Here is a 20,429-nt window from a genome sequence, read left to right on the forward strand (position 1 = left end):
CCTAACGATAGCGGAAACTACTCCCCGCCCTGTTCCTCGCGGCTGACGATCAGCTTGTCGATCCGGCGGCCGTCCATGTCGACCACCTCGAACCGCCAGCCCTGCGCGTGGAAGTGCTCGCCCTCGGCGGGCAGCTTCTTGAGCACCGACAGGACGTAACCCGCAGCCGTGCCGAATTCGCGGTCCTCGCCGTAGTCGAGCCCCAGCCGGTCTGCCAGCGCATCGGCCGAGAGCGAGCCTGCCACCAGCAGCGAGCCGTCCTCGCGCTCCACCACCTGCGGCAGATCGCCCTCTTCCTGATCGCTGACGAAGGTGCCGACAATCGCGGTGAGCAGATCGACCGGGGTGACCAGCCCTTCGAAGTGGCCATATTCGTCATGCACCAGCGCCATCGCGACTTCGGAGGATTGCAGCACCCGCAGCGCGTCCATCGCGTCGAGCTGATCGGGCACCACTTCGACGCGGCGCATCATCGCGCGGATCGACACGGTCTCGCCCGCGACCATCGCGGCGAGCACCTCGCGCACCTTGACAACGCCGAGGATCGTATCGGGCGAGCCGTCGGCGACGGGCATTAGCGAATGGACGCTGTCCTCGATCGTCTGGCGGATTTCGGCGGTGTCGGCATCGGCCTCGATCCAGTCGACCTCGGTGCGCGGGGTCATCATCTCGCGCACCGGACGTTCGGCAAGGCGCACCACGCCGGTGAGCAGCTGGCGCTGATCGGCCTCGATCACGCCCGAGCGCGTCGCCTCGGCGAAGATCATCTGCAATTCCTCGGCCGTGACCGAATGCTCGCCCCGCTCGCGCAGGCCGAACAATGCGATGAGCGTCGCCGAGCTGTTGTCGAGCAACCACACCAGCGGCGCGGCGGCGCGGGCCATGAAGGCCATCGGGCGGGCCATCACCAGCGACACCGGCACAGCGGCGCGCAGGGCCAGCTGCTTGGGTACCAGCTCACCGACGATCAGGCTGAAATAGGTCGTAAAGGCGATCACCACCGCAAAGCCGGTTTCGTCGGCATATTTCGCCGGCAGGCCCAGCACCTCCAGCCGCTCTCCCACCGGCCCGCCAAGGCTCGCGCCCGAATAGGCACCGGCGATGATGCCGATCAGGGTGATGCCGATCTGCACGGTCGAGAGGAACTTGCCCGGGTCCGCCGCGAGTTCAATCGCCGTGCGCGCGCCAGCCGATCCGGCTTCGGCCCGCGCTTCCAGAGCGCTGGTCTTGGCAGAAACGATCGCAAGCTCGGACATGGCGAAGACGCCGTTGAGCACGATCAGCGCGATGATGATCGCAAGGTCGGTCCAGGGAAAAGGTGTCACGTCCCGTTCGCTAGCACAAAAGCGTGGCCCTGCCAGCCGCGCGTTTTCGTGCCGGGGGCAAACTGTTCAACTCAGGGTCATCAAGCAGGGTCCAATGCCACCTCCCAAGCGGACACGCTTTCTTGTCGCCACCCCCGGCGTATGGCATTGTCCGGACGAGATTGAGGGAGGCAAAAATCATGGCTTTTTCACGTATTCTGCTCTCGGGCACAGCTGCACTGGCGCTGCTCGGAACCACCGCCTGCGTCACCGACCCCAACACCGGCGAGAAGAAGATTTCGCGCACCGCGATCGGTACGGGCCTCGGCGGCACGCTGGGCTACCTGCTCGGCGGCGCAATCGGAGGCGATACCGGGCGCATCATCGGCGCAGGGATCGGCGGCTCGGCAGGCGCCATCCTCGGCAAGCAGTATGACGACCAGATCCGCGAGCTGAAGGAACAGACCGCCGGCAGCGGCGTCGATGTCGAGGAAGTCGGCGATCAGGACGCGATCCTCGTGCGCCTGCCCGACGGCGTGACCTTCTCGACCGGTTCGGCTGCGATCAACCCGGGCTTCTACGACACGCTCAACAGCGTGGCCGAGACCCTGATCAAGTATCCCAACAGCCTGATCGACGTTTACGGCTTCACCGATACCACCGGCTCGCCCGCCACCAACCAGCGCCTGTCCGAACAGCGCGCCCAGGCCGTGGCCGACTACCTTGCCGCGCGCGGTGTGGCGCGGGCACGCATCGCCACGCAGGGCTTCGGCGAAAGCTATGATCACCTCCGGGTCAAGACCGCCGACGGCGTGAACGAACCGCTCAACCGCCGGGTCGAGATCAAGATCATTCCGGTGAGCCAGGACGATGTGAGCCAGGCGCGCGGGAGATAAGTTCCGTTCTGAACGGCAAGCGGCGGGCTGCGCGTTTTTGTGTTCCGCAGCCCATCCGGGCTGCGAAATCCTCGCTGATGCTGGCTGCGCCAGCGTCGCTGCGGGCGGCCGTTCGGCCTTGCGGGCCACCCAGCGGGGTGGCCCGTTTGCGTTTCAGCGCAGGGCCTTGGCGCGCTCGGCCAGCCGTTCGACGGCAGCGGCGTGAATCGCGGGAGAGCACACCAGCACCCCGAAGTCGCGCGGATCGTGCTTGTTGTAGGCCAGCGGCTCGCCGAAGGCATCGGTGACTTCCGCCCCGGCCTCGCGCGCGATCAGCGTGGCCGCCGCGATGTCCCACTCGTATCCCCAGCGCAAGGTCGCCACCAGATCGGCGCGGTCATCGGCCACCATCGCGATCCTGAGCGCAATCGAATTGGGCTGCTCGACCGCGACCAGATCGAGATCGTCGCGGGGCAAGGTGTGGGTCGGCACGCGCGCGCCGGCAAACTCGGCGCGGGTGCTGGCGCGGATCGGCTGGCCGTTGAGGCTGGCGCCCTGGCCCGCCACTGCCAGCCATTCCTCGCCGCGTGCAGGCGCCGCCAGCATCCCGATCAGCGGCTTGTTGGCGCTCACCAGTGCGACCGAAACCGCCCATCCGCTGCGCCCGCCCACGAAGTCGCGGGTGCCGTCGATCGGATCGACCAGCCAGATCAGATCGCTGGTGGTGCGCCCCTTGTCGTCGGCGGTTTCCTCCGACAGCCAGCCCGCCGAGGGCAGCAGCGCGCCCAGCTCGCGCTTGAGGAATCGGTCGACCTCGAGATCGGCCTCGCTTACCGGATTGCCGGGGGTCTTGTCCCAGCTCGTCAGCGCATGGCCCGCCCCCGGCCAGCGCGAGTGCGCGATGCGGCCCGCCTCGCGGACGATTGCTTCAAGACGCGACCTGTCAATCATGTGAGGAGCCGTGTTGGCCTTGCACAGACCACTTTTCAAGAGGGACGATCCGTGCTTAGGCCGCCTGCGAGACGACCTCTCCCCAGGGATACGTATTAAAGGGATCGATACGCCATGAATGTCCATGAATATCAGGCCAAGGAACTTCTCGCGAAGCACGGGATCGCGGTTCCGGCGGGCCATGCCGCGCTGAGCGTCGAAGAAGCGGTGGAAGCCGCCAAGAAGCTCCCCGGGCCGCTCTATGTGGTGAAGGCCCAGATCCACGCCGGTGGCCGCGGCAAGGGCAAGTTCAAGGAACTCGGCCCCGACGCCAAGGGCGGCGTGCGCCTCGCCAAGAGCCTTGAGGAAGTGGAAGCCCACGCCAAGGAAATGCTCGGCAACACGCTGGTCACCATCCAGACGGGGGATGCGGGCAAGCAGGTGAACCGCCTCTACATCACCGACGGCGTCGACATCGCCAAGGAATACTACCTCTCGCTGCTGGTTGACCGCGCGACGGGCCGCGTGGCCTTTGTCGTCTCGACCGAGGGCGGGATGGACATCGAGACCGTGGCGCATGACACGCCCGAACTGATCACCACCTTCAGCGTCGATCCCGCACAGGGCTTCCAGCCGCACCACGGCCGCGCCGTGGCCTTCGCGCTGAAGCTGACGGGCGATCTCAACAAGCAGGCGCAGAAGCTCGCCAAGCAGCTTTATGACGCCTTCCTCGCCACCGATTGCGAGATGCTCGAAATCAACCCGCTGGTGGAAAGCGAAGACGGCAAGCTGCTGGTGCTCGACGCCAAGATGAGCTTCGACGGCAACGCGCTCTATCGCCACCCCGACATCGAAGCCCTGCGCGACGAGACCGAGGAAGACCCGGCGGAAGTCGAAGCGTCCGAATATGACCTCGCCTACATCAAGCTCGACGGCAACATCGGCTGCATGGTCAATGGCGCAGGCCTCGCCATGGCGACGATGGACATCATCAAGCTCAACGGCGCCTTCCCCGCGAACTTCCTCGACGTGGGCGGCGGCGCCACCACCGAGAAGGTGACCGCGGCCTTCAAGATCATCCTCAAGGACCCGGCGGTCGAGGGCATCCTCGTCAACATCTTCGGCGGAATCATGAAGTGCGACGTGATCGCCAACGGCATCGTCCAGGCGGCCAAGGACGTGAACCTTCAGGTTCCGCTGGTCGTGCGTCTTGAAGGCACCAACGTGGCCGAAGGCAAGGCAATCCTCGCCAATTCGGGCCTCGCGATCGTGCCAGCCGACAACCTCGGCGATGCGGCGCAGAAGATTGTCGCGGAAGTGAAGAAGGCCGCGTGATCCGGCGGGTCGGCGCACTGGCGGCGCTGGCGGCGGGCATCGGTCTATCCGTGCCCGCAGCCGCGCAAGCCCCTGCGGCGACCCCCGCTTTCGCAGGGATGGCCTGCGAACTGCACGTCTGGGCGCTCGGCCGGCCCAATTTCGTGCCCAAGTCGAACATGATGGTGCGCTACACGCCGCCCACGCCCGAGCAGCTGGCCGACCCCACTTCGACGGTGAATATCTTCACCCCCGTGAAGCGCGTCGAAGCGCTGGGCGATGAGCCGCTCAAGGCACTGTTCCCGGGCGCCGCCAGCGTCACGATCACCCGCCATTCGGAGGTGATCGACATGGACAAAACCCCGATCAAGTCGATCACCACGCGCCTCACGCCCGGCACCGGCGCGTGCTACGGCGATCTGGTGCTGGCCAACATGTATGCGATTTTCCCCAATCCCAACGCGCCTTACGAGCAATATGGCATCGGCGGCGGGCTGATCGCCTCGGCGATTGCCGGAGGAGACCGGTTGGTGATGGACTTCTGGCTCCAGCAATGGCCCGCCATCAAGGGCAAGCCGCAAGTCTTCCGCCGCAAGAACGACACGCCCCTGCCGCACGTCCGCCCTGCATCGGCAGAGATGGCGGCGGCGGTGAAGGATTCGGCTGACGCGAACCTTGCGATCTTTGCCGAAACGGTCGCCGCGAAGCGCGCCAAATAGGCGCGCCGCCCGTCATTTGGCGGGGGCAGAGACCCGGCGGAACCGGAACACCAGTTCCTGCGGCTCGGGCTTGGGGCTCTTCATCCGCACCGCCACCACCATGCCGCCATCCTCGGCGCAGCGATAGGTCAGCGCGTTGAAATAGAGCGCGCAAGGCTCGGCATGGACGAGGCGGAAGGTGACCATCCCGTCCTTGTCCTCCCACCCGGTGAGATCGGGGTTGAAGTGCTTGAGCTTCACCACGAGGCTGCCGTCCTGCTCCATCAGATACATGTGCTCGGTGAACATGATGCCGCCCGCGGCGGTTTCCTGCACGAAGCTGCCGACCATCGTGTCGCCCGAGGCGGCAAGCCAGCTTTCGTGCGCCTCGGCGCCATTGATGCCGCTCCCGCTCCACGCGCCGACCAGCCATTCGGCCTGCGCAATCGTGGCGGCAGGTGGAGGCTTGCCCTCCTCGGACAGGCTGGTTTCCTGCGCCGCCAGCGGCCCCGCCGCGACCAGCGCCAGCGCCGCTATCCAAACCTTTGCCATCATCGCCGCATCCCTCCCCGATATACGCCGTATCTTCGCCGGGCCCCGCGCCCCGGCACTCACGAATTGAAGGCTTGACCTGCGAGTGGTGCAAAGCAAGGGAAAACGACAAACCCACCGCGCGTCGGCTGCTTGACGTTTACGTAAACGCTAGCTAGGCGGGCGACCAAGGCGTCGTCAGGCGTCACGTGATTCTTTGAGAGGAAGGACAAGCCCCATGAAGATCCTCGTCCCCGTGAAGCGGGTGATCGATTACAACGTCAAGCCGCGGGTCAAGGCCGATGGCACGGGCGTTGACCTTGCCAACGTCAAGATGAGCATGAACCCGTTCGACGAGATCGCGGTCGAGGAAGCCATCCGCCTCAAGGAAAAGGGCGCGGCTACCGAGATCGTCGCTGTCTCCGTCGGCCCGGCCAAGGCGCAGGAAACGCTCCGCACCGCGCTCGCCATGGGTGCTGACCGTGCGATCCTGATCGAGACCGAAGAAGAGGTCGAGCCGCTGGCCGTCGCCAAGATCCTCAAGGCCATTGCTGACGAAGAGCAGCCGGGCCTCGTGATCCTCGGCAAGCAGTCGATTTCGGACGATTCGAACCAGACCGGCCAGATGCTCGCAGCCCTGATGGGCCGTCCGCAGGGCACCTTCGCCAACACCGTCGCCGTCGAAGGCGACAGCGTGGTGGTGAAGCGCGAAGTCGATGGCGGTCTTCAGACCGTGAAGCTCGCGCTCCCCGCGATCGTCACCACCGACCTTCGCCTCAACGAGCCGCGCTATGCCTCGCTGCCGAACATCATGAAGGCCAAGCAGAAGCCGCTCGCGACCAAGACCGCTGCCGATTACGGCGTCGATCTGACCCCGCGTCTCAAGACCCTCAAGGTCGCCGAGCCGCCGGTGCGTCAGGCGGGCGAAAAGGTCGCCGACGTGGCCGCGCTGGTCGAGAAGGTCAAGGCGCTGGGCATCGCGTAAGCGCGCCCCGCCGTTCCCAATTAGAAGGATTGTCAGATGAACACGCTCGTTCTCGTCGAACATGACAACACCAAGGTGAATGACGCGACCCTCGCGGTCGTCACCGCTGCCGCCAAGCTTGGCGAAGTCCACCTGCTGGTTGCCGGCCATGGCTGCGGCGCGGTTGCCGATGCGGCGGCCAAGATCGCCGGCGTGGCCAAGGTGCTGGTGGCCGATGATGCCGCCTACGCCAACGGCCTCGCGGAAAACGTGGCCCCGCTGGCTGCCGGCCTGATGGCGGGCTACGATGCCTTCCTCGCCGCTGCCACCACGCAGGGCAAGAACGTCGCCCCGCGCGTTGCCGCACACCTCGATGTGATGCAGGTCAGCGAGATCCTGTCGGTCGAAGGCCCCAAGACCTTCACCCGCCCGATCTACGCCGGCAATGCCATCGCCACGGTCGAATCGACCGATGCCAAGCTGGTGATCACCGTGCGCGGCACCGCCTTCGAAAAGGCCGCGACCGAAGGCGGTTCGGCCGCTGTCGAAGCCGTGAGCGGTTCGGGTGATGCCGGCACGTCGAGCTTCGTCAGCTCGGAAATCGCCAAGAGCGAGCGTCCGGAACTGACCAGCGCGAAGATCATCGTCTCGGGCGGCCGTGCGCTGAAGGACGCGGAAACCTTCGAAGCGACCATCACCCCGCTCGCCGACAAGCTCGGCGCCGCGATCGGTGCGAGCCGTGCGGCGGTCGATGCGGGCTATGTCCCCAACGACTATCAGGTCGGCCAGACCGGCAAGATCGTCGCGCCAGAAGTCTATATCGCGGTCGGCATCTCGGGCGCGATCCAGCACCTTGCGGGGATGAAGGACTCGAAGGTCATCATCGCCATCAACAAGGACGAAGACGCCCCGATCTTCCAGGTCGCGGATATCGGCCTCGTCGCAGATCTCTACGCCGCCGTGCCGGAGCTGACCGGCGCGCTGTAAGCCACCTGCTGCTCTAAAGACTTGAGATTGCAAAGAACCTCCGGCAAGCTGCGTGCTTGTCGGGGGTTTTCTTATGCGTCACGCCGTTCTTGCTCTTGCCGCCGCCCTGCCGCTTGCCGCCCCTGCGCAGGCCAAGCCTGTCGACATTGCGCCCAGCAGCCCGTGGAACGTCGACTTCGGCGCGGACAAATGCCGCCTCGCCCGTTTCTTCGGCGAGGGCGAAAACCGCCACCTGCTGTTCTTCGAGCAATACTGGCCGGGCGAACGCTTCGGCATGACCGTTGCGGGGCCGTCCTACAAACGCTTCCAGAGCGGCATCCGCACCGACATCCGCTTCTCCGAGGCCCAGAAGCCGTTCGAGACACGGCCCTTCACCGGCACCGTCGGCGAATATGGCAGCGGAGTGATCTATTCGACACTCAGCCTCGCCAAGGACGAAGCGCGGGAGACCGCAGAGGACGCCGCCCCTGCCCGCGTGCCGCAGCTCGACAAGGACACCGCCCGGCAGGCCGAATTCGTCTCGATGCGGCAGCGCGGCGACGAGATCCGCCTGCTCTCCGGCCCGCTCGACGAGGCTTTCGCCGTGCTCGACAATTGCGCACTCGATCTGATCGGCACGTGGGGCCTCGACGTTGCGCAGCACCGCACAGCCACCCGCCTGCCGCGCTGGATCAACAAGGATGTCGTCGTGAAGCGGATCGTGGCGGTCTATCCGCGCGAGGCGCTCAACAGCGGCGAGCAAGGCATTATGCGGATGCGCGTCACCGTCAGCGAGCAAGGCATGGTCGAGGACTGCACCATCATCAAGGCGACCACGACGGAGCAGCTGGAAAGCCCGGCGTGCAAGGCGATGCAGGGTGCCCGGTTCGAACCGGCGCTGGATGCCAATGGCAAGCCGATGCGGTCCTACTTCGCGGAAACCATTATCTACGTGATCTAGAGCACTTCGCTCAGCGCGTGCAGCACCATCCCCACCAGCCCGCCCACCAGCGTGCCGTTGATGCGGATGAACTGGAGGTCGCGGCCCACCGCGCCTTCGACGCGGGCGGTGATCGTGGTCGCGTCCCAGCGCTTGACCGTCTCTGACACCAGCCGCACGATCTGGTCTCCATAGCGGGTGGCCACGCCCACCATGGTGCGGCGGGCGAAGCGGTTGATCTGGAGTTGCAGACGCTCGTCCGCCTGCAATGCCGCGCCAAGCTCTGCCAGCATGTTGCGCATTTCCTCGCCCATCCCGCTTTCGGGATCGCGCGCGCGGCGGATCAGCGACTGGCGCATCCGCTCCCACACCCCCGTCCACCACACGGCAACGGCCGGGTTGGCGATCAGATCGCGCTTCATTTCCTCCACCCGCGCGCGGGTTTCGGGATCGTGCTGCAAGTCCTGCCCGAGCTTCGCCAGCCCCTCCTCGATCTTGCCGCGCAGGGGGTGATCGGGGTTCACCAGCACCTCGGCGAGCAGCTTGTAGAGCCCGTCAAGCACGCTCGAAGAGATGGTCTTGTCGATCCCCGCCCAGCGCAGCACGCCTGCCACGCGCTGGTGGATGATGTCGCGGATGGTTTCCTCGTTGTCCTCGAGCGTCAGACCGGCCCAGCGCACGAAACCGTCGATCAGCGGCTGGTGACGCTTGTCGGCCATGGTCGTTTCGATCATCCGGCCCGCGAGCGGCGCGATGTCGAGTTTGCCGAGCTGGCCGGCAAGGCCCGCGCGCACCTGATTGCCGAGCCGGTCAGGATCGAGCGATTCGAGCACTTCGGCCAGCAGTTCCGCCGCACCGCTGGTGATGCGCGAACGCTCGTCGATGCTGCCGTCGGCCCCGCGTTCGGGCCCATTTCCCGAGGGGGCGGCGAGGAACTCTCCCGCAGCCTTCGCGACATTCATTCCCGACATGCGCCGAGCCACCACGGCAGGGGTGAGGAAGTTCTCGCGCAGGAACTGCGCCATGGTGTCGGCGATGCGGTCCTTGTTTTCCGGGATGATCGCCGTGTGCGGGATCGGCAGGCCGAGCGGATGGCGGAACAGCGCCGTCACCGCGAACCAGTCGGCAAGGCCGCCCACCATCGCCGCTTCGGCAAAGGCGTTGATATAGCCCCACGCCGGGTGCGCTCCGACCAGACCGGTGGTGCTGACGAACACCACCGCCATCGCCACCAGCATGCCGGTGGCGGTCCAGCGCATCCGGCGGGCGCGATCAACGGTCAGCGGCTGGCCGCCAAAGGTAAGAGGCACGGAGTGACGCATCGCCATGCTGGCACTCTAGCCCGCCAAGGGCGGCCGCGTCACGCTTTTGTCGCTCACTCGGCCGGCTCGCCCCCCGGCGGCAGGCGCCGCGCGGGGATCGGCTTGGCGCCGCCGGGCAGGCCCGGGAAGGGCAGATCCGGCACCACGTCGCCCAGCGGCCGGGTGTCGTCGCCCGGCTTGTAGGTCAGCATCCGCGCCCGCAGCCACGGCCCGACGCGCTTTTCAACGCCATCGGCAAGGCTGAAACCGGCCGGCACGATCAGCAGCGTCAGCAGGGTCGAGAGGATCAGGCCCCCGATCACCACCCAGCCCATCGGTTCACGCCACGCGCCGTCGCCACCGCCGAAATAGCCGTTGAGCACCACCGGCACCATGCCTGCGGTCATCGCGATGGTGGTCATCACGATCGGCTGGGCGCGCTTGTGACCCGCGTCCATGATCGCTTCGAGCTTGGGCACGCCCTTGGCCATTTCCTCGATCGCGAAGTCGATCAGCAGGATCGAGTTCTTCGACACGATGCCGAGCAGCAGCAGGATGCCGATATAGACCGGCATGGACTGCGCCTGGCCCAGCAGCCAGATGATCAGCACCCCGCCCAGCGGCGCGAGCGCCAGCGAGGTCATGTTGACCAGCGGGCTCATCAACCGCTTGTAGAGCAGCACCAGCACCGCAAACACCAGCAGCACGCCGGCAATGATCGCGATGATGAGGTTGGTGACGAGTTCGGCCTGCCACTGCTCTTCGCCCACCACATCGCGGATCACCCCGAGCGGCAGGTTCTGGAGCACCGGCAGCGCGTCGATCTGCTTCTGCGCCTCGCCCTTCAATACGCCCGCGGCCAGATCCGCCCCCACCAGCACGCGGCGGTTCTGGTTATAGCGCTGGATCGCGGTCGGGCCGGAACCGAAGGTGATGTCGGCCACGCGGCTCAGCGGCACCGAACCGCCATTATTGGTGGGCACCGGCAGGTTGCCGATGGTGTTGAAGTCGCTGCGCGCTTCCTGCGACAGGCGCACCTTGATCGGGATCTGGCGATCGGTGAGGGAGAAGCGTGCGGCGTTCTGCTCGATCTCGCCCAGCGTCGCGATGCGGATGGTCTGCGACAGCGCCGCCGTGGTGACGCCGAGCTCGGCGGCCAGTTTTGCGCGCGGGGTGATGATGATTTCCGGGCGGTTGAGATCGGCGCTGATACGCGGGGCAACCAGCGTCTTCAGGCCCTTCATTTCCTCGACCAGCCGGGCTGCGGTCTGCTCCAGCTTTACAGGGTCAGACCCCGCCAGCATCACGGTCATGTCGCGGCCCGAGCCGAACCCGGCGCGCTGCGACTGGAAGCGGACGCGGGCATCGGGAATCTGGGCCAGAACCGGGGCGAGATCGCGCTCGAATTCGATCGAGGAGCGGGCGCGGTCCTCGTAGAGCTTGACGAAGATTGCCGAGCTTTCGCCCAGACGGGTGCGTTGGAGCAGGCGCTCGACCTCGGGCTCCTGCTTCAGACGCTCGGCAACGGAGTTCACGATGCGGCGGTTCTGGGCGAGCGAGGTGCCGGGCACGGTCTCGATCTCGACGCGGCTGTTCTCGCTGTCGATGCTCGGCTGGAACTGCGCGGGGATCTGGCCGAACAGCATGATCGTCATCAGGAACGAGAACCAGCCGATCGACAGCATCCACAGGCGGTGGTCATAGAACCGCGCGGTCAGCCAGCGCGTGCCCTCTGCCAGCCGTCCGCTGCCGTTTCCGGGCAGTTCGAACAGGCGGAAGGTCATCAGACCCGCGAAGAACGCGATGCCCGAGACCAGCAGCACCTGCACGATCTCGAAGATCTTGGAGACCAGCTTGAAGATGAAGGAGGTGGGATCGCTCGAGATCGCCTGAGCAACCGCTTTGGGAATCTCCAGGCCGGCAATGCCATTCCACACCGGGGCAATGCCTGCCCCGGTCAGGATCGCGCCCGAGACCGAGCCGGTGAAGCTTTCGAACAGGGCGAGGGCGGTGACCAGCAACAGCGCCAGCACCATCAGCAGCAGGGACGGGACGTAGAGCAGCTTGCGGCGCGGAGCGGCAAGCCCGGCCCGGCGCAGCGCCATCCTGCGGGTGTCGAGCGTCCATGCCAGCACGCGCATATAGGCGTCGATCATCGGGCCGCCGCCATGCTCGGCCATGCCCTTGGCCTTGAGGAAGTAGGCGGCCATCAGCGGCGTGATCATGCGCGCCACCGCGAGGCTCATCAGCACCGCGACCACCACGGTGATCCCGAAGTTCTGGAAGAACTGGCCCGCAATGCCCGGCATCAGGCCGACCGGCAGGAACACCGCGACAATGCAGAAGCTGGTCGCCACCACCGGCAGGCCGATCTCGTCCGCCGCGTCGATCGAGGCCTGATAGGCGGTCTTGCCCATGCGCATATGGCGCACGATGTTCTCGATCTCCACGATCGCATCGTCGACCAGCACGCCCGCCACCAGCGCCAGTGCCAGCAGCGAGAGGAAGTTGAGGTTGAACCCGAGCAGATCCATGAACCAGAAGGTCGGGATCGCGGAGAGCGGGATCGCCACGGCGGAGATGAAGGTCGCACGCCAGTCGCGCAGGAACATGAACACCACGACCACGGCCAGCACCGCACCCTCGACCAGCGCCCAGATCGAGCTTTCGTACTGGCTGCGGGTGTAGGTGGTGGTGGTCGAGAGCTTGATGAACTTCACGCCCTCGGTCTCGGCCTCGATCTTGTCCATTTCCGCGAGCGCGGCGTCATAGACGGCAAGGTCCGAAGCCCCGCGCGCACGGCTCATCGCGAAGTTGACGACTTCCTTGCCGTTCACTTCGCTGATCGAGGTACGCTCGGAGAAGCCGTCGCGCACCGTGGCGACGTCGGCGAGGCGAACGGTGCGCCCGCCGCCCAGCTGGATCTGCATCTGCGAGAGGGCATAGGCATCGTCGGAATTGCCCAGCACGCGCAGCGACTGGCGCGTGCCGCCGATCTCCGCAAGGCCGCCCGCCGCATCGACATTGACCTGCCGCAGGACCACGTTGATCTGCGAGGCGGTGACGCCGAAGGACTGCATCTTGACCGGATCGAGGATCACCTCGATTTCGCGGTCCACCCCGCCGAAGCGGTTGACCTCGGCCATGCCGGGCACCCGCAGCAGGCGCTTGGCGACCGTATCGTCGATGAACCAGCTGAGCTGTTCGATCGTCATGTCATTGGCTTCGACCGCGACATAGCCGATCGGCTCGCCCACCGCGTTGACCTTGCCGACCTGCGGTTCGAGGATGCCGTCGGGCAAGGACCCGCGCACGCCGTCAACCGCGGTCTCGACCTCGTTGACCGCCTCGATCAGATCGGTGCCGATCTCGAATTCGACCAGCGTCAGCGAGTTGCCCTCGCGCGCGGTCGACTGGATCGAATTGACCCCGGCAATCGAACTCAGCGCGCTTTCCACCCGCTGGGTGATCTGGTTCTCGATCTCGGTCGGGGAGGCGCCGGGCTGGGCGATGGAGACACGCACCAGCGGGAATTCCACGTCCGGATTGTTGGTCACATCCATCCGCCCGAAGCTGACGATGCCGGCGAACAGCAGGCCAACGAAGAACACCAGCGGAATCACCGGATTGCGGATCGACCAGGCCGAAATGTCGCGGAGAGCCATAATTGTCCTGCCTGTGCTTCGCGGGCCCGGCTGTGAGCCCGTGGAGATACGCCCTAAATCCCCGGAGGGATGAAAACCCTACTTCTTCAACGGCTGGGGATTAATGGACTCGCCCGGATTGAGGAAGCCCCCTGCCCGCAGCACCACCTGTTCGGTGCCCGAAAGCCCCTCGGTGATAGCGATCCCCTGCTTGGTCACTTCACCGGTTGTCACAGCGCGGCGCTCGGCCTTGTTGTCCTTGCCCACGACATAGACGAAGCTGCCCTTGGCATCGGCCAGCACCGCGCTTTCGGGGAGCACGGTGGCGGTGAAGGTGCCGCTGCCGAGCCGCGCGGTGGCAAAGCCGCCGGGGCGCAGTTCGGGCGCAAAGCTGAGCGCGATGCGCGCCGTGCCCTGACGGGTGTTCTGTTCGATCACCGGCGACAGCTGCCAGACCTGACCCTTGAATTCGCGCTTCGATCCGGTCGGGATGACCGTCGCCACAGCGCCGACCGTCAGCCCGGCGAGCTGGTCCTCGCTCACCTGCGCGAGCATTTCCATCTCGCCGCCGCTGGCGATGGTGAACAGCGGGCCGGTGCCGCCGCCAACCGTCTGGCCGCGCTCGACATTGCGCTGGAGCACATAGCCCGAGGCCGGCGCATAGATATTGAGCCGTTCATTGCGCGCGCGCTGTTCGCGCAGCTGCGCCTCGGCCACCTTGACCCGCGCCGCGGCCGCATTGCGGGTCGCGGTCAGCCGGTCGATATCGGCCTTGGAGACAAAGCCGCGCTCGACCAGCTGGAGCGCACGATCGAGATTGGCCTGCGCGAGATTGGCGTCGGCGCGGGCGACATCGGTCTGCGCAGCCTGCGCTGCGGCCTGCTGGATCTGCACCGAACGGTCGATCACCGCGAGCACTTGCCCTGCCTCGACCCAGTCGCCGGCATCGACATTGACGCGCACCACCTGTCCGCCTTCGCCGACCACACCGACCGGCATCGGACGGCGAGCGGCCAGCGTGCCGGGGGCTTCGATCACGCCGGCCACCGTGGTGGTGCCGGGGGTGATGACTGTCACCGAGGGGGCGGACGACCTGTCATCGCCCACCGCCACAGGCTCGCCGCCTGCCAGCGCGAAATAGACCCCGATCGCCAGCAGCAGCCCGAACAGGCCCAGACCGCCGACGATCAGCCAGCGCGGCACGGCGGGCATGGCAAGCGTGCGCGCACCGGCATATTCGGTGGTCACGCCGTCAGCGGCCTCAGCCCGGATGGTGGTCTCGTAATTCATTGTCATTCCCTCGCCGGAGCCGTGCGACATAACGGTCATCCGTCTTCGAAAGTGTATTATCCCGATAAGTCACCGGGCGCAACCTGATAGGCGGCAGCACCCTTGCGGGCAATGCCTGCATCGACCGGTGACTTGCTCGCCAGACGAAGAGCGCAGCCGCCGGTTCCCGACGGGAACGCAAATCCCGTCCGGTTCAGCGCAGACGGCCACGCTTGATGAGGTTGACGATGCCCAGCAGCACGCTGGCCCCGAGGACCGCGATGCCAAGGCCGCTCGGCGAAAATTCCTGGACGGAGCCGCTCACGCCCATCAACGGGCCGGCGATCGCATTGCCGATCACCGAGCCGACGCAGCCGACGACGATATTGGCGACAATGCCCATCGAAGCGTCACGCTTCATCAGCAGGCTGGCAAGCCAGCCCGCCACGCCACCGACGATCAATGCGATAATCCACCCGAGCATGGCATCCCTCCCCGTGACGCGGCCGGTGCGGGCCGCGTTTGCGGGGAAGGATTTAACGGGTTTGCTGCGGTAAGGCCACAGGTTGCGGGGCGCGCACGGCTGCGCGCCGCCGGATCAGTACTTCAGCTGGCGCTGGTAGAGATCGCGGTAGTGCTGGATCTTGGTGACGCGCAGGCCATGCATGCCCGAGCGATCCACCGCACGCTGCCACGAGGCGAACTCTTCGAGCGTCAGGCCATAGCGGGCCAGCGCCTCGTCGAGCGTGAGCAGGCCGCCACTGACGGCAGCGACAACCTCGGCCTTGCGCCGCACGACCCATCGCTTGGTATCGGGCGAGGGCAGATCGGCAAGCGTCAGCGGCTCGCCAAGCGGGCCGATAACCTGTGCGGGGCGGATGTCCTGGTTTTCAATCATTGCCTGTCTCTTGCATCGCCAAAGGGCTGCCCTGCATCACCGGTCGCATCGCCAAGCGATACGCCAGCCTTGCCGAACGCCGTGCGTGTGCACTCCATGCCATCCTCCACTTTAGAACAGTCTAAAGCTTCGAGGTTAACATCGGGTTCGTTATCATCGATCATCGCGAAGTAGCTTGCGGCGGCATCGCCGAAACTGCCTGCGACAGCTTCGATCCGGCCTGCCGATTCGCTCCGCAGCAGCAGCCGCAGATCGCGCGCGGCATTGAGCCTTGCGGTGATCTCGCTCCATTCCACCGCCCGCAGCGCATCGCCTGCGCGGCGGGTGGACCGCGGCTCGAATCGCTCCCCAGACACGCCGCCGCCACCGAGGCGAAGGCGCGCAGCCTCCTCGGTCCGCCGCTGGAGCGGGGGCCGGAAGGCGGCAGAAACGGGGTCGGCTTTCTCGAACATGGGAGCCTGTCATAGGGCCAGTGCGTCAAGATCGGGTAAAACCGCCATTTACCCCGCCTTAGGATTAGTCCGGTCGCGGCGGAAAGATTGGTAAACGAACGCGGGGCCCAAAGCTTGATGCGGCGGCACTGGCGAAAGCGCCCCTGCATCGCTATAGGCGCCCGCATTCCCATGGATACGCCAACCGCCCTGAAGGCCGCCCCGATTGCCGGGCCTGATGCCGCCGCCCTGTTCGATCTGCCGCGCCCTGCGGCCGAGTGCCGGATTGTCGTGGCGATGAGCGGCGGGGTCGATTCCTCGGTGGTCGCCGCGCTCGCCGCCGCCAGCGGCGCGGAAGTGATCGGCATCACGCTCCAGCTTTATGATTATGGCGCTGCCACAGGCCGCAAGGGCGCGTGCTGCGCGGGCGACGATATCCTTGATGCGCGCGCCGTGGCCGACCGGCTCGGCATTGCGCATTACGTGTTCGATCATGAAACCGCCTTCCGCGAGGAAGTGGTCGAGCAGTTCGCTGACGAATATCTCGCCGGACGCACGCCGGTGCCCTGCATCCGCTGCAACATGGGGCCGAAATTCACCGATCTGTTCCGCATGGCGCGCGAACTGGGTGCGGATTGCCTTGCGACCGGACATTATGTGCGCCGGGTGATGAGTGCCGATGGCCCGCAGCTGCACCGCGCCTTCGATCCGGCGCGCGACCAGTCCTATTTTCTCTACGGCACCACCGAAGCCCAGCTCGATTACCTGCGCTTTCCCTTGGGCGGGATGCCCAAGCCGCAGGTGCGCGAGCTGGCTGAAGCGGCGGGGCTCAGGAACGCGGCCAAGCCGGATTCGCAGGACATCTGCTTCGTGCCGGACGGGAATTACGCCAAGATCGTCACCAAGGTGCGGCCCGAGGGCGCGGCTCCCGGCCAGATCGTCCACGCCGCGACCGGCGCGGTGCTGGGCGAGCACAAGGGCATCGTCCACTTCACCGTCGGCCAGCGCAAGGGTCTCGAAATCGGCGGCCAGCCCGAACCGCTCTATGTGATCGGGCTTGATGCGCCGAGCCGCGAAGTGCGGGTCGGCCCCAAGCGGATGCTGGCCGTCAGCGCCGCACAGCTGACCGAGACCAACCGCATCGGTCCGGTGCCGGATGTGCCGCTCACGGCAAAGGTGAGGAGCCTCGCCAAGCCCGTGCCGGTGGTGCTGGAAGGCGCACTGGGGGATGGCGCTGCGGTCACGATCCGCTTCGCCGAGCCCGAATTCGGCGTTGCGCCCGGTCAGGCAGCGGTGATCTATGCGGGCGAGCGGGTGATCGGCGGCGGATGGATCGGCGCGACCGAGAAAGTGGCCGGATAGGGCGGTTTTGCCCCCTGCGCGCTAACTTCGCGAAGAACCGCCAAAAGTTGGGGGTTTTTGATCCCCCGATGATCGGCCCTAGCCTCGCTTTGACCCCCTGATGCGCAATGTTTCACGTGAAACATTGCGGCCCGCGAGGGGGGTAAGCAGGGCCTATTCCGGCCATTTCTCCATCACGCATCCATAGCCTTCGCGGTAGGTCGCGGTCGCTTCGGCCACCAGCGGGAAGCGGGCAGTGACGCTCTTGGCCTGCGGATCATCGACCAGCGTGACCGCCTCCATGCCGGGCAATTTGTCCTTGGCGCAATCCTCCAGAGAGCGCCCGGCAACGAAGCGGCACGAGCACCCCACCCGCGCGGCATAGGCCGAACCGATGCTGCCATAGCCCTGGATCGGCTCGCGAAAGGCCCAGGCCGCCCCGCCCAGCCCGAGCGCGATGATCGCCAGCAGCCACAGGCCGTAGCGCGGTCGGCGGCTCGCCGCAGAGGTGGGTGATTTCGCCATTGCCAAGCTCTCTTGCATCGGGAATTGAAGGCGCGATGAACGCTGCACCCTGCCTCCATAACCGCGCCCTTTTGCTCGCGCCAGCCCTGCTTGCGCTGGCCGGATGCGGCGCCGCGCCTGCTCCCGAAACACCGCTGTCCGAAGAGGCGCTGGCCGCTGTCACCGACGATGCCGGCGCGCCGAAAGACCAGCTCGCGCGCGAGCTCGACGACGTGTTTGCCGCTGAAAACGTGGGAGAAACCCGCGCGGTGGTGATCATGGCGAACGGCAAGCTCGCCGCTGAACGCTATGGCCCGGGCTATTCCAAGGACACCCGCTTCGTCAGCTGGTCGATGGCAAAGACCGTCACCGGCGTGCTGATCGGGATGCTGGTGTCGGACGGCCTGCTGGCGCTCGACGGGCCGGCACCGGTGCCGCAATGGCAGCGCCCGGGCGATCCGCGTGCCGGGATCACCCTGCGCCACCTGCTCCAGATGCGCAGCGGGTTGCGCCACACCGAAAGCGGCCAGCCGCCCTACGAATCCTCCGAGGTCAGGATGATCTTCCTCGACGGCCGCGACAATATGGCGCGCTGGGCCGAGGAGCAGCCGCTCGAGGCGGAGCCGGGCAAGCAGTTCGAATATTCCTCGAACACCAGCGTCATCCTCGCCGATATCGCCGCCCGCGCGCTGACCGCGAGCAGCAAGCCCGAAGACCGGCGCAAGGCGGTGGCGGATTACCTCCAGCAGCGCCTGTTCGGCCCGCTCGGGATGACCAGCATGGTGCCCGAATTCGACGCCAGCGGGACCCTGATCGGCGGCAGCCTGATGCATGCCACGGCGCGCGACTGGGCCAAGCTCGGCGAATTCCTCCGCCTCAAGGGCCGTGGCCCGCGCGGCGAACAGCTGGTGCCGCAGCGTTGGGTCGAGGCGATGGTGATGCCCAGCCCCGCGCGCGCCAATTACGGCTTCCAGATCTGGCTCAACCGCGAACTTCCCGAAGGCGAGGAGCAGCCCCTGTTCCCCGATCGCGCACCCAAGAGCCTGTTCTCGCTGATCGGCCATGTCGGGCAATATGTGCTCGTCTCGCCCGAACAGCGCGTGACGATGGTGCGCCTCGGCCATTCGCAGACCGAGGAGCGCAAGGCGATGCTGCAACAGGCCGCTGATGTGCTGGCGCTTTATCCGGTGCGGTAAAACCAAATCACTGATAGGTCGTGCGAACGGGGCCTATTTCAAACGGGGGAAATCAACATGGAAAACGATGCCGAACTGGTTGAGTTGGCGCTGGAGTTTCCCGCCGATGGCGGCGCACGAGATGCCGGTGGTTGGGCGAGTTGGGAACAGCAACGCACGCGTTCCTTTTTCGCGGCGACCGAGCAGGCGATCGACAATCGCGGCTTGCTCGGCCGTATCCGGAATTGGACGTTGCTGCTCGAAATGAAGCGCGAGAACGGCGGCTTTGCGGGTACCTGGACATGCTCGGTGGAGACCAAAATCGGCCCCTGGCGATTGGAGCGCGACGGGAAGGCTATCCTCCAGCTCAAGGGCGGAGGCAGTGTGCTCGTATCGGTTCCCGCGCCGGGGTTTGCGATGGCCTGTCACGACTGGCGACAGCAAAGCTGGTCTGGCGCGCTGACGCTCGACCAGTTTGATGCCATCACCGCATTGGGTTTTGCCAGCGCCGAAATTGACGCGCGCCGCTGCTGATACCTGTCAAAGGTAGAACGCACCCTCGACCACCGTCACGCACGGCCCGCCGAGCCACGCCCTTTCGTTATCCAGCCGCAGCGTCAGATCGCCGCCACGCGTGCTCGCCTGATGCGCTGTGAAGCTTTCGCGCCCCAGCCGCTTGGCCCAATAGGGCGTCAGCACCGCATGGGCGGAGCCGGTGACGCTGTCCTCGTCCACCCCGCCGCCCGGCACGAAGACGCGGCTGACGATGTCGGTCTTGTCGCCGGGGGCGGTGACGATGAACTGGTCTTGCCCGAGCTTTTCGAGGCCGCGGATGTCGGGTGTCAGCGCGCGGACGGCGGCTTCATTCTCGAACAGGTAGATGTTGTAGCCCAGCTGCGAGCGGTAGACCTCCAGCGGCTCGACCCCGAGCAGACGGATCGCTTCGGCCTGATTCTCCCGCGTGTCGGGCTGGGTCGCAATCGCCGGAAGCGCGAGTTCGTAACCCTCACCCGCCTTCACCACCTCGAGAATGCCCGATTTGCGGGTCCGGAAGGTGATCCGCTCGCCGCCGTCACGAGTCAGCAGGATGTGCCCGCTCGCCAGCGTCGCATGGCCGCACAGCGCGATCTCGTAGGTCGGGGTGCACCAGCGCAGCTCCCAATCGGCCGCACCGGTGGGATCGCGCACGACAAAGGCGGTCTCGGCGAAGAGGTTTTCGCCCCCGATAGCCACCAGCACATCATCGGGCAGCCATTCATCCAGCACCATCACTGCCGCCTGATTGCCGCCGAACGGACGGGCGGAGAAGGCATCGACGTGCCAGTAGGGGATGGTCTGGGGCAT

General features: G+C 66.2%; 20 protein-coding genes. 9 read left to right on the top strand and 11 right to left on the bottom strand.

Annotation, left to right across the window (positions count from 1 at the left end):
* Window positions 1–17: 17 nt before the first annotated feature.
* Window positions 18–1,325, bottom strand: a complete 1,308-nt coding sequence (locus tag RSE14_RS09450) for a hemolysin family protein (protein ID WP_324073072.1) — start codon at window positions 1,323–1,325, stop codon at window positions 18–20.
* Window positions 1,326–1,504: 179 nt separating this feature from the next.
* On the opposite strand from RSE14_RS09450, the gene RSE14_RS09455 reads away from it, so the two are divergent.
* The gene (locus RSE14_RS09455) at window positions 1,505–2,200 is read left to right on the top strand and encodes a YiaD family glycine zipper/OmpA-like lipoprotein (RefSeq protein ID WP_324073074.1); all 696 of its coding nucleotides are present in this window, start codon (window positions 1,505–1,507) and stop codon (window positions 2,198–2,200) included.
* A gap of 153 nt (window positions 2,201–2,353) precedes the next feature.
* Here the strand turns inward: RSE14_RS09455 and RSE14_RS09460 are convergent, their stop codons facing one another.
* Window positions 2,354–3,130: a 3'(2'),5'-bisphosphate nucleotidase CysQ gene (locus RSE14_RS09460; RefSeq protein ID WP_324073076.1), complete on the bottom strand. Its 777-nt coding sequence runs from the start codon at window positions 3,128–3,130 to the stop codon at window positions 2,354–2,356.
* A 114-nt stretch (window positions 3,131–3,244) separates the two neighbouring features.
* On the opposite strand from RSE14_RS09460, the gene sucC reads away from it, so the two are divergent.
* Together sucC and RSE14_RS09470 are read left to right on the top strand one after the other, a co-directional pair.
* Window positions 3,245–4,444 carry an ADP-forming succinate--CoA ligase subunit beta gene (gene sucC, locus RSE14_RS09465; RefSeq protein WP_324073079.1) on the top strand — a complete coding sequence of 400 codons (1,200 nt, stop codon included), beginning with the start codon at window positions 3,245–3,247 and terminating at the stop codon, window positions 4,442–4,444.
* Window positions 4,441–5,142, top strand: coding sequence for a hypothetical protein (locus RSE14_RS09470; protein WP_324073081.1), 702 nt, complete (start codon window positions 4,441–4,443; stop codon window positions 5,140–5,142). The genes sucC and RSE14_RS09470 overlap by 4 nt, the downstream gene beginning before the upstream one ends.
* A 12-nt stretch (window positions 5,143–5,154) precedes the next feature.
* Here the strand turns inward: RSE14_RS09470 and RSE14_RS09475 are convergent, their stop codons facing one another.
* Window positions 5,155–5,676, bottom strand: coding sequence for a DUF6265 family protein (locus RSE14_RS09475; RefSeq protein WP_324073083.1), 522 nt, complete (start codon window positions 5,674–5,676; stop codon window positions 5,155–5,157).
* A 214-nt stretch (window positions 5,677–5,890) separates the two neighbouring features.
* Between RSE14_RS09475 and RSE14_RS09480 the strand changes: the two genes are divergently transcribed.
* The 3 genes from RSE14_RS09480 (at window position 5,891) to RSE14_RS09490 (ending at window position 8,543) form a co-directional block, all read left to right on the top strand.
* Window positions 5,891–6,637, top strand: a complete 747-nt coding sequence (locus RSE14_RS09480; protein ID WP_324073085.1) for an electron transfer flavoprotein subunit beta/FixA family protein — start codon at window positions 5,891–5,893, stop codon at window positions 6,635–6,637.
* Window positions 6,638–6,673: 36 nt separating this feature from the next.
* Window positions 6,674–7,603 carry an electron transfer flavoprotein subunit alpha/FixB family protein gene (locus RSE14_RS09485; RefSeq protein WP_324073088.1) on the top strand — a complete coding sequence of 310 codons (930 nt, stop codon included), beginning with the start codon at window positions 6,674–6,676 and terminating at the stop codon, window positions 7,601–7,603.
* A 73-nt stretch (window positions 7,604–7,676) separates the two neighbouring features.
* Entirely contained in the window at window positions 7,677–8,543 is an 867-nt protein-coding gene (locus RSE14_RS09490; RefSeq protein ID WP_324073091.1) for an energy transducer TonB, read from the top strand.
* Here the strand turns inward: RSE14_RS09490 and RSE14_RS09495 are convergent.
* The 6 genes from RSE14_RS09495 to RSE14_RS09520 all read right to left on the bottom strand — a co-directional run bounded on the left by RSE14_RS09495 (window position 8,540) and on the right by RSE14_RS09520 (window position 16,086).
* Window positions 8,540–9,844 carry a DUF445 domain-containing protein gene (locus tag RSE14_RS09495; RefSeq protein WP_416379378.1) on the bottom strand — a complete coding sequence of 435 codons (1,305 nt, stop codon included), beginning with the start codon at window positions 9,842–9,844 and terminating at the stop codon, window positions 8,540–8,542. The genes RSE14_RS09490 and RSE14_RS09495 overlap by 4 nt on opposite strands.
* Window positions 9,845–9,897: 53 nt before the next feature.
* Window positions 9,898–13,488, bottom strand: coding sequence for an efflux RND transporter permease subunit (locus RSE14_RS09500; protein WP_324073094.1), 3,591 nt, complete (start codon window positions 13,486–13,488; stop codon window positions 9,898–9,900).
* A gap of 78 nt (window positions 13,489–13,566) precedes the next feature.
* Window positions 13,567–14,757: an efflux RND transporter periplasmic adaptor subunit gene (locus RSE14_RS09505; RefSeq protein ID WP_324073096.1), complete on the bottom strand. Its 1,191-nt coding sequence runs from the start codon at window positions 14,755–14,757 to the stop codon at window positions 13,567–13,569.
* Between the two features lie 193 nt (window positions 14,758–14,950).
* Window positions 14,951–15,220: a GlsB/YeaQ/YmgE family stress response membrane protein gene (locus tag RSE14_RS09510; RefSeq protein WP_324073098.1), complete on the bottom strand. Its 270-nt coding sequence runs from the start codon at window positions 15,218–15,220 to the stop codon at window positions 14,951–14,953.
* A gap of 114 nt (window positions 15,221–15,334) precedes the next feature.
* Entirely contained in the window at window positions 15,335–15,634 is a 300-nt protein-coding gene (locus RSE14_RS09515) for a CtrA inhibitor SciP (protein ID WP_324073100.1), read from the bottom strand.
* Window positions 15,631–16,086 carry a hypothetical protein gene (locus RSE14_RS09520; RefSeq protein ID WP_324073102.1) on the bottom strand — a complete coding sequence of 152 codons (456 nt, stop codon included), beginning with the start codon at window positions 16,084–16,086 and terminating at the stop codon, window positions 15,631–15,633. The genes RSE14_RS09515 and RSE14_RS09520 overlap by 4 nt, the downstream gene beginning before the upstream one ends.
* 171 nt (window positions 16,087–16,257) lie before the next feature.
* On the opposite strand from RSE14_RS09520, the gene mnmA reads away from it, so the two are divergent.
* Complete coding sequence (gene mnmA, locus RSE14_RS09525; protein ID WP_324073104.1) at window positions 16,258–17,427, top strand: tRNA 2-thiouridine(34) synthase MnmA; 1,170 nt, start codon at window positions 16,258–16,260, stop codon at window positions 17,425–17,427.
* A gap of 153 nt (window positions 17,428–17,580) precedes the next feature.
* Here the strand turns inward: mnmA and RSE14_RS09530 are convergent, their stop codons facing one another.
* Window positions 17,581–17,931 carry a hypothetical protein gene (locus tag RSE14_RS09530; protein ID WP_324073106.1) on the bottom strand — a complete coding sequence of 117 codons (351 nt, stop codon included), beginning with the start codon at window positions 17,929–17,931 and terminating at the stop codon, window positions 17,581–17,583.
* 35 nt (window positions 17,932–17,966) lie between these two features.
* Between RSE14_RS09530 and RSE14_RS09535 the strand changes: the two genes are divergently transcribed.
* Entirely contained in the window at window positions 17,967–19,106 is a 1,140-nt protein-coding gene (locus RSE14_RS09535; protein WP_324073108.1) for a serine hydrolase domain-containing protein, read from the top strand.
* Window positions 19,107–19,163: 57 nt separating this feature from the next.
* Window positions 19,164–19,619, top strand: coding sequence for a hypothetical protein (locus RSE14_RS09540; RefSeq protein ID WP_324073112.1), 456 nt, complete (start codon window positions 19,164–19,166; stop codon window positions 19,617–19,619).
* Window positions 19,620–19,625: 6 nt separating this feature from the next.
* Here RSE14_RS09540 and RSE14_RS09545 read toward each other — a convergent pair whose 3' ends face one another.
* The gene (locus RSE14_RS09545) at window positions 19,626–20,429 is read right to left on the bottom strand and encodes a PhzF family protein (RefSeq protein ID WP_324073113.1); all 804 of its coding nucleotides are present in this window, start codon (window positions 20,427–20,429) and stop codon (window positions 19,626–19,628) included.

The sequence above is a fragment of the Erythrobacter sp. genome (assembly GCF_035194505.1).
GTDB lineage: Bacteria > Pseudomonadota > Alphaproteobacteria > Sphingomonadales > Sphingomonadaceae > Erythrobacter.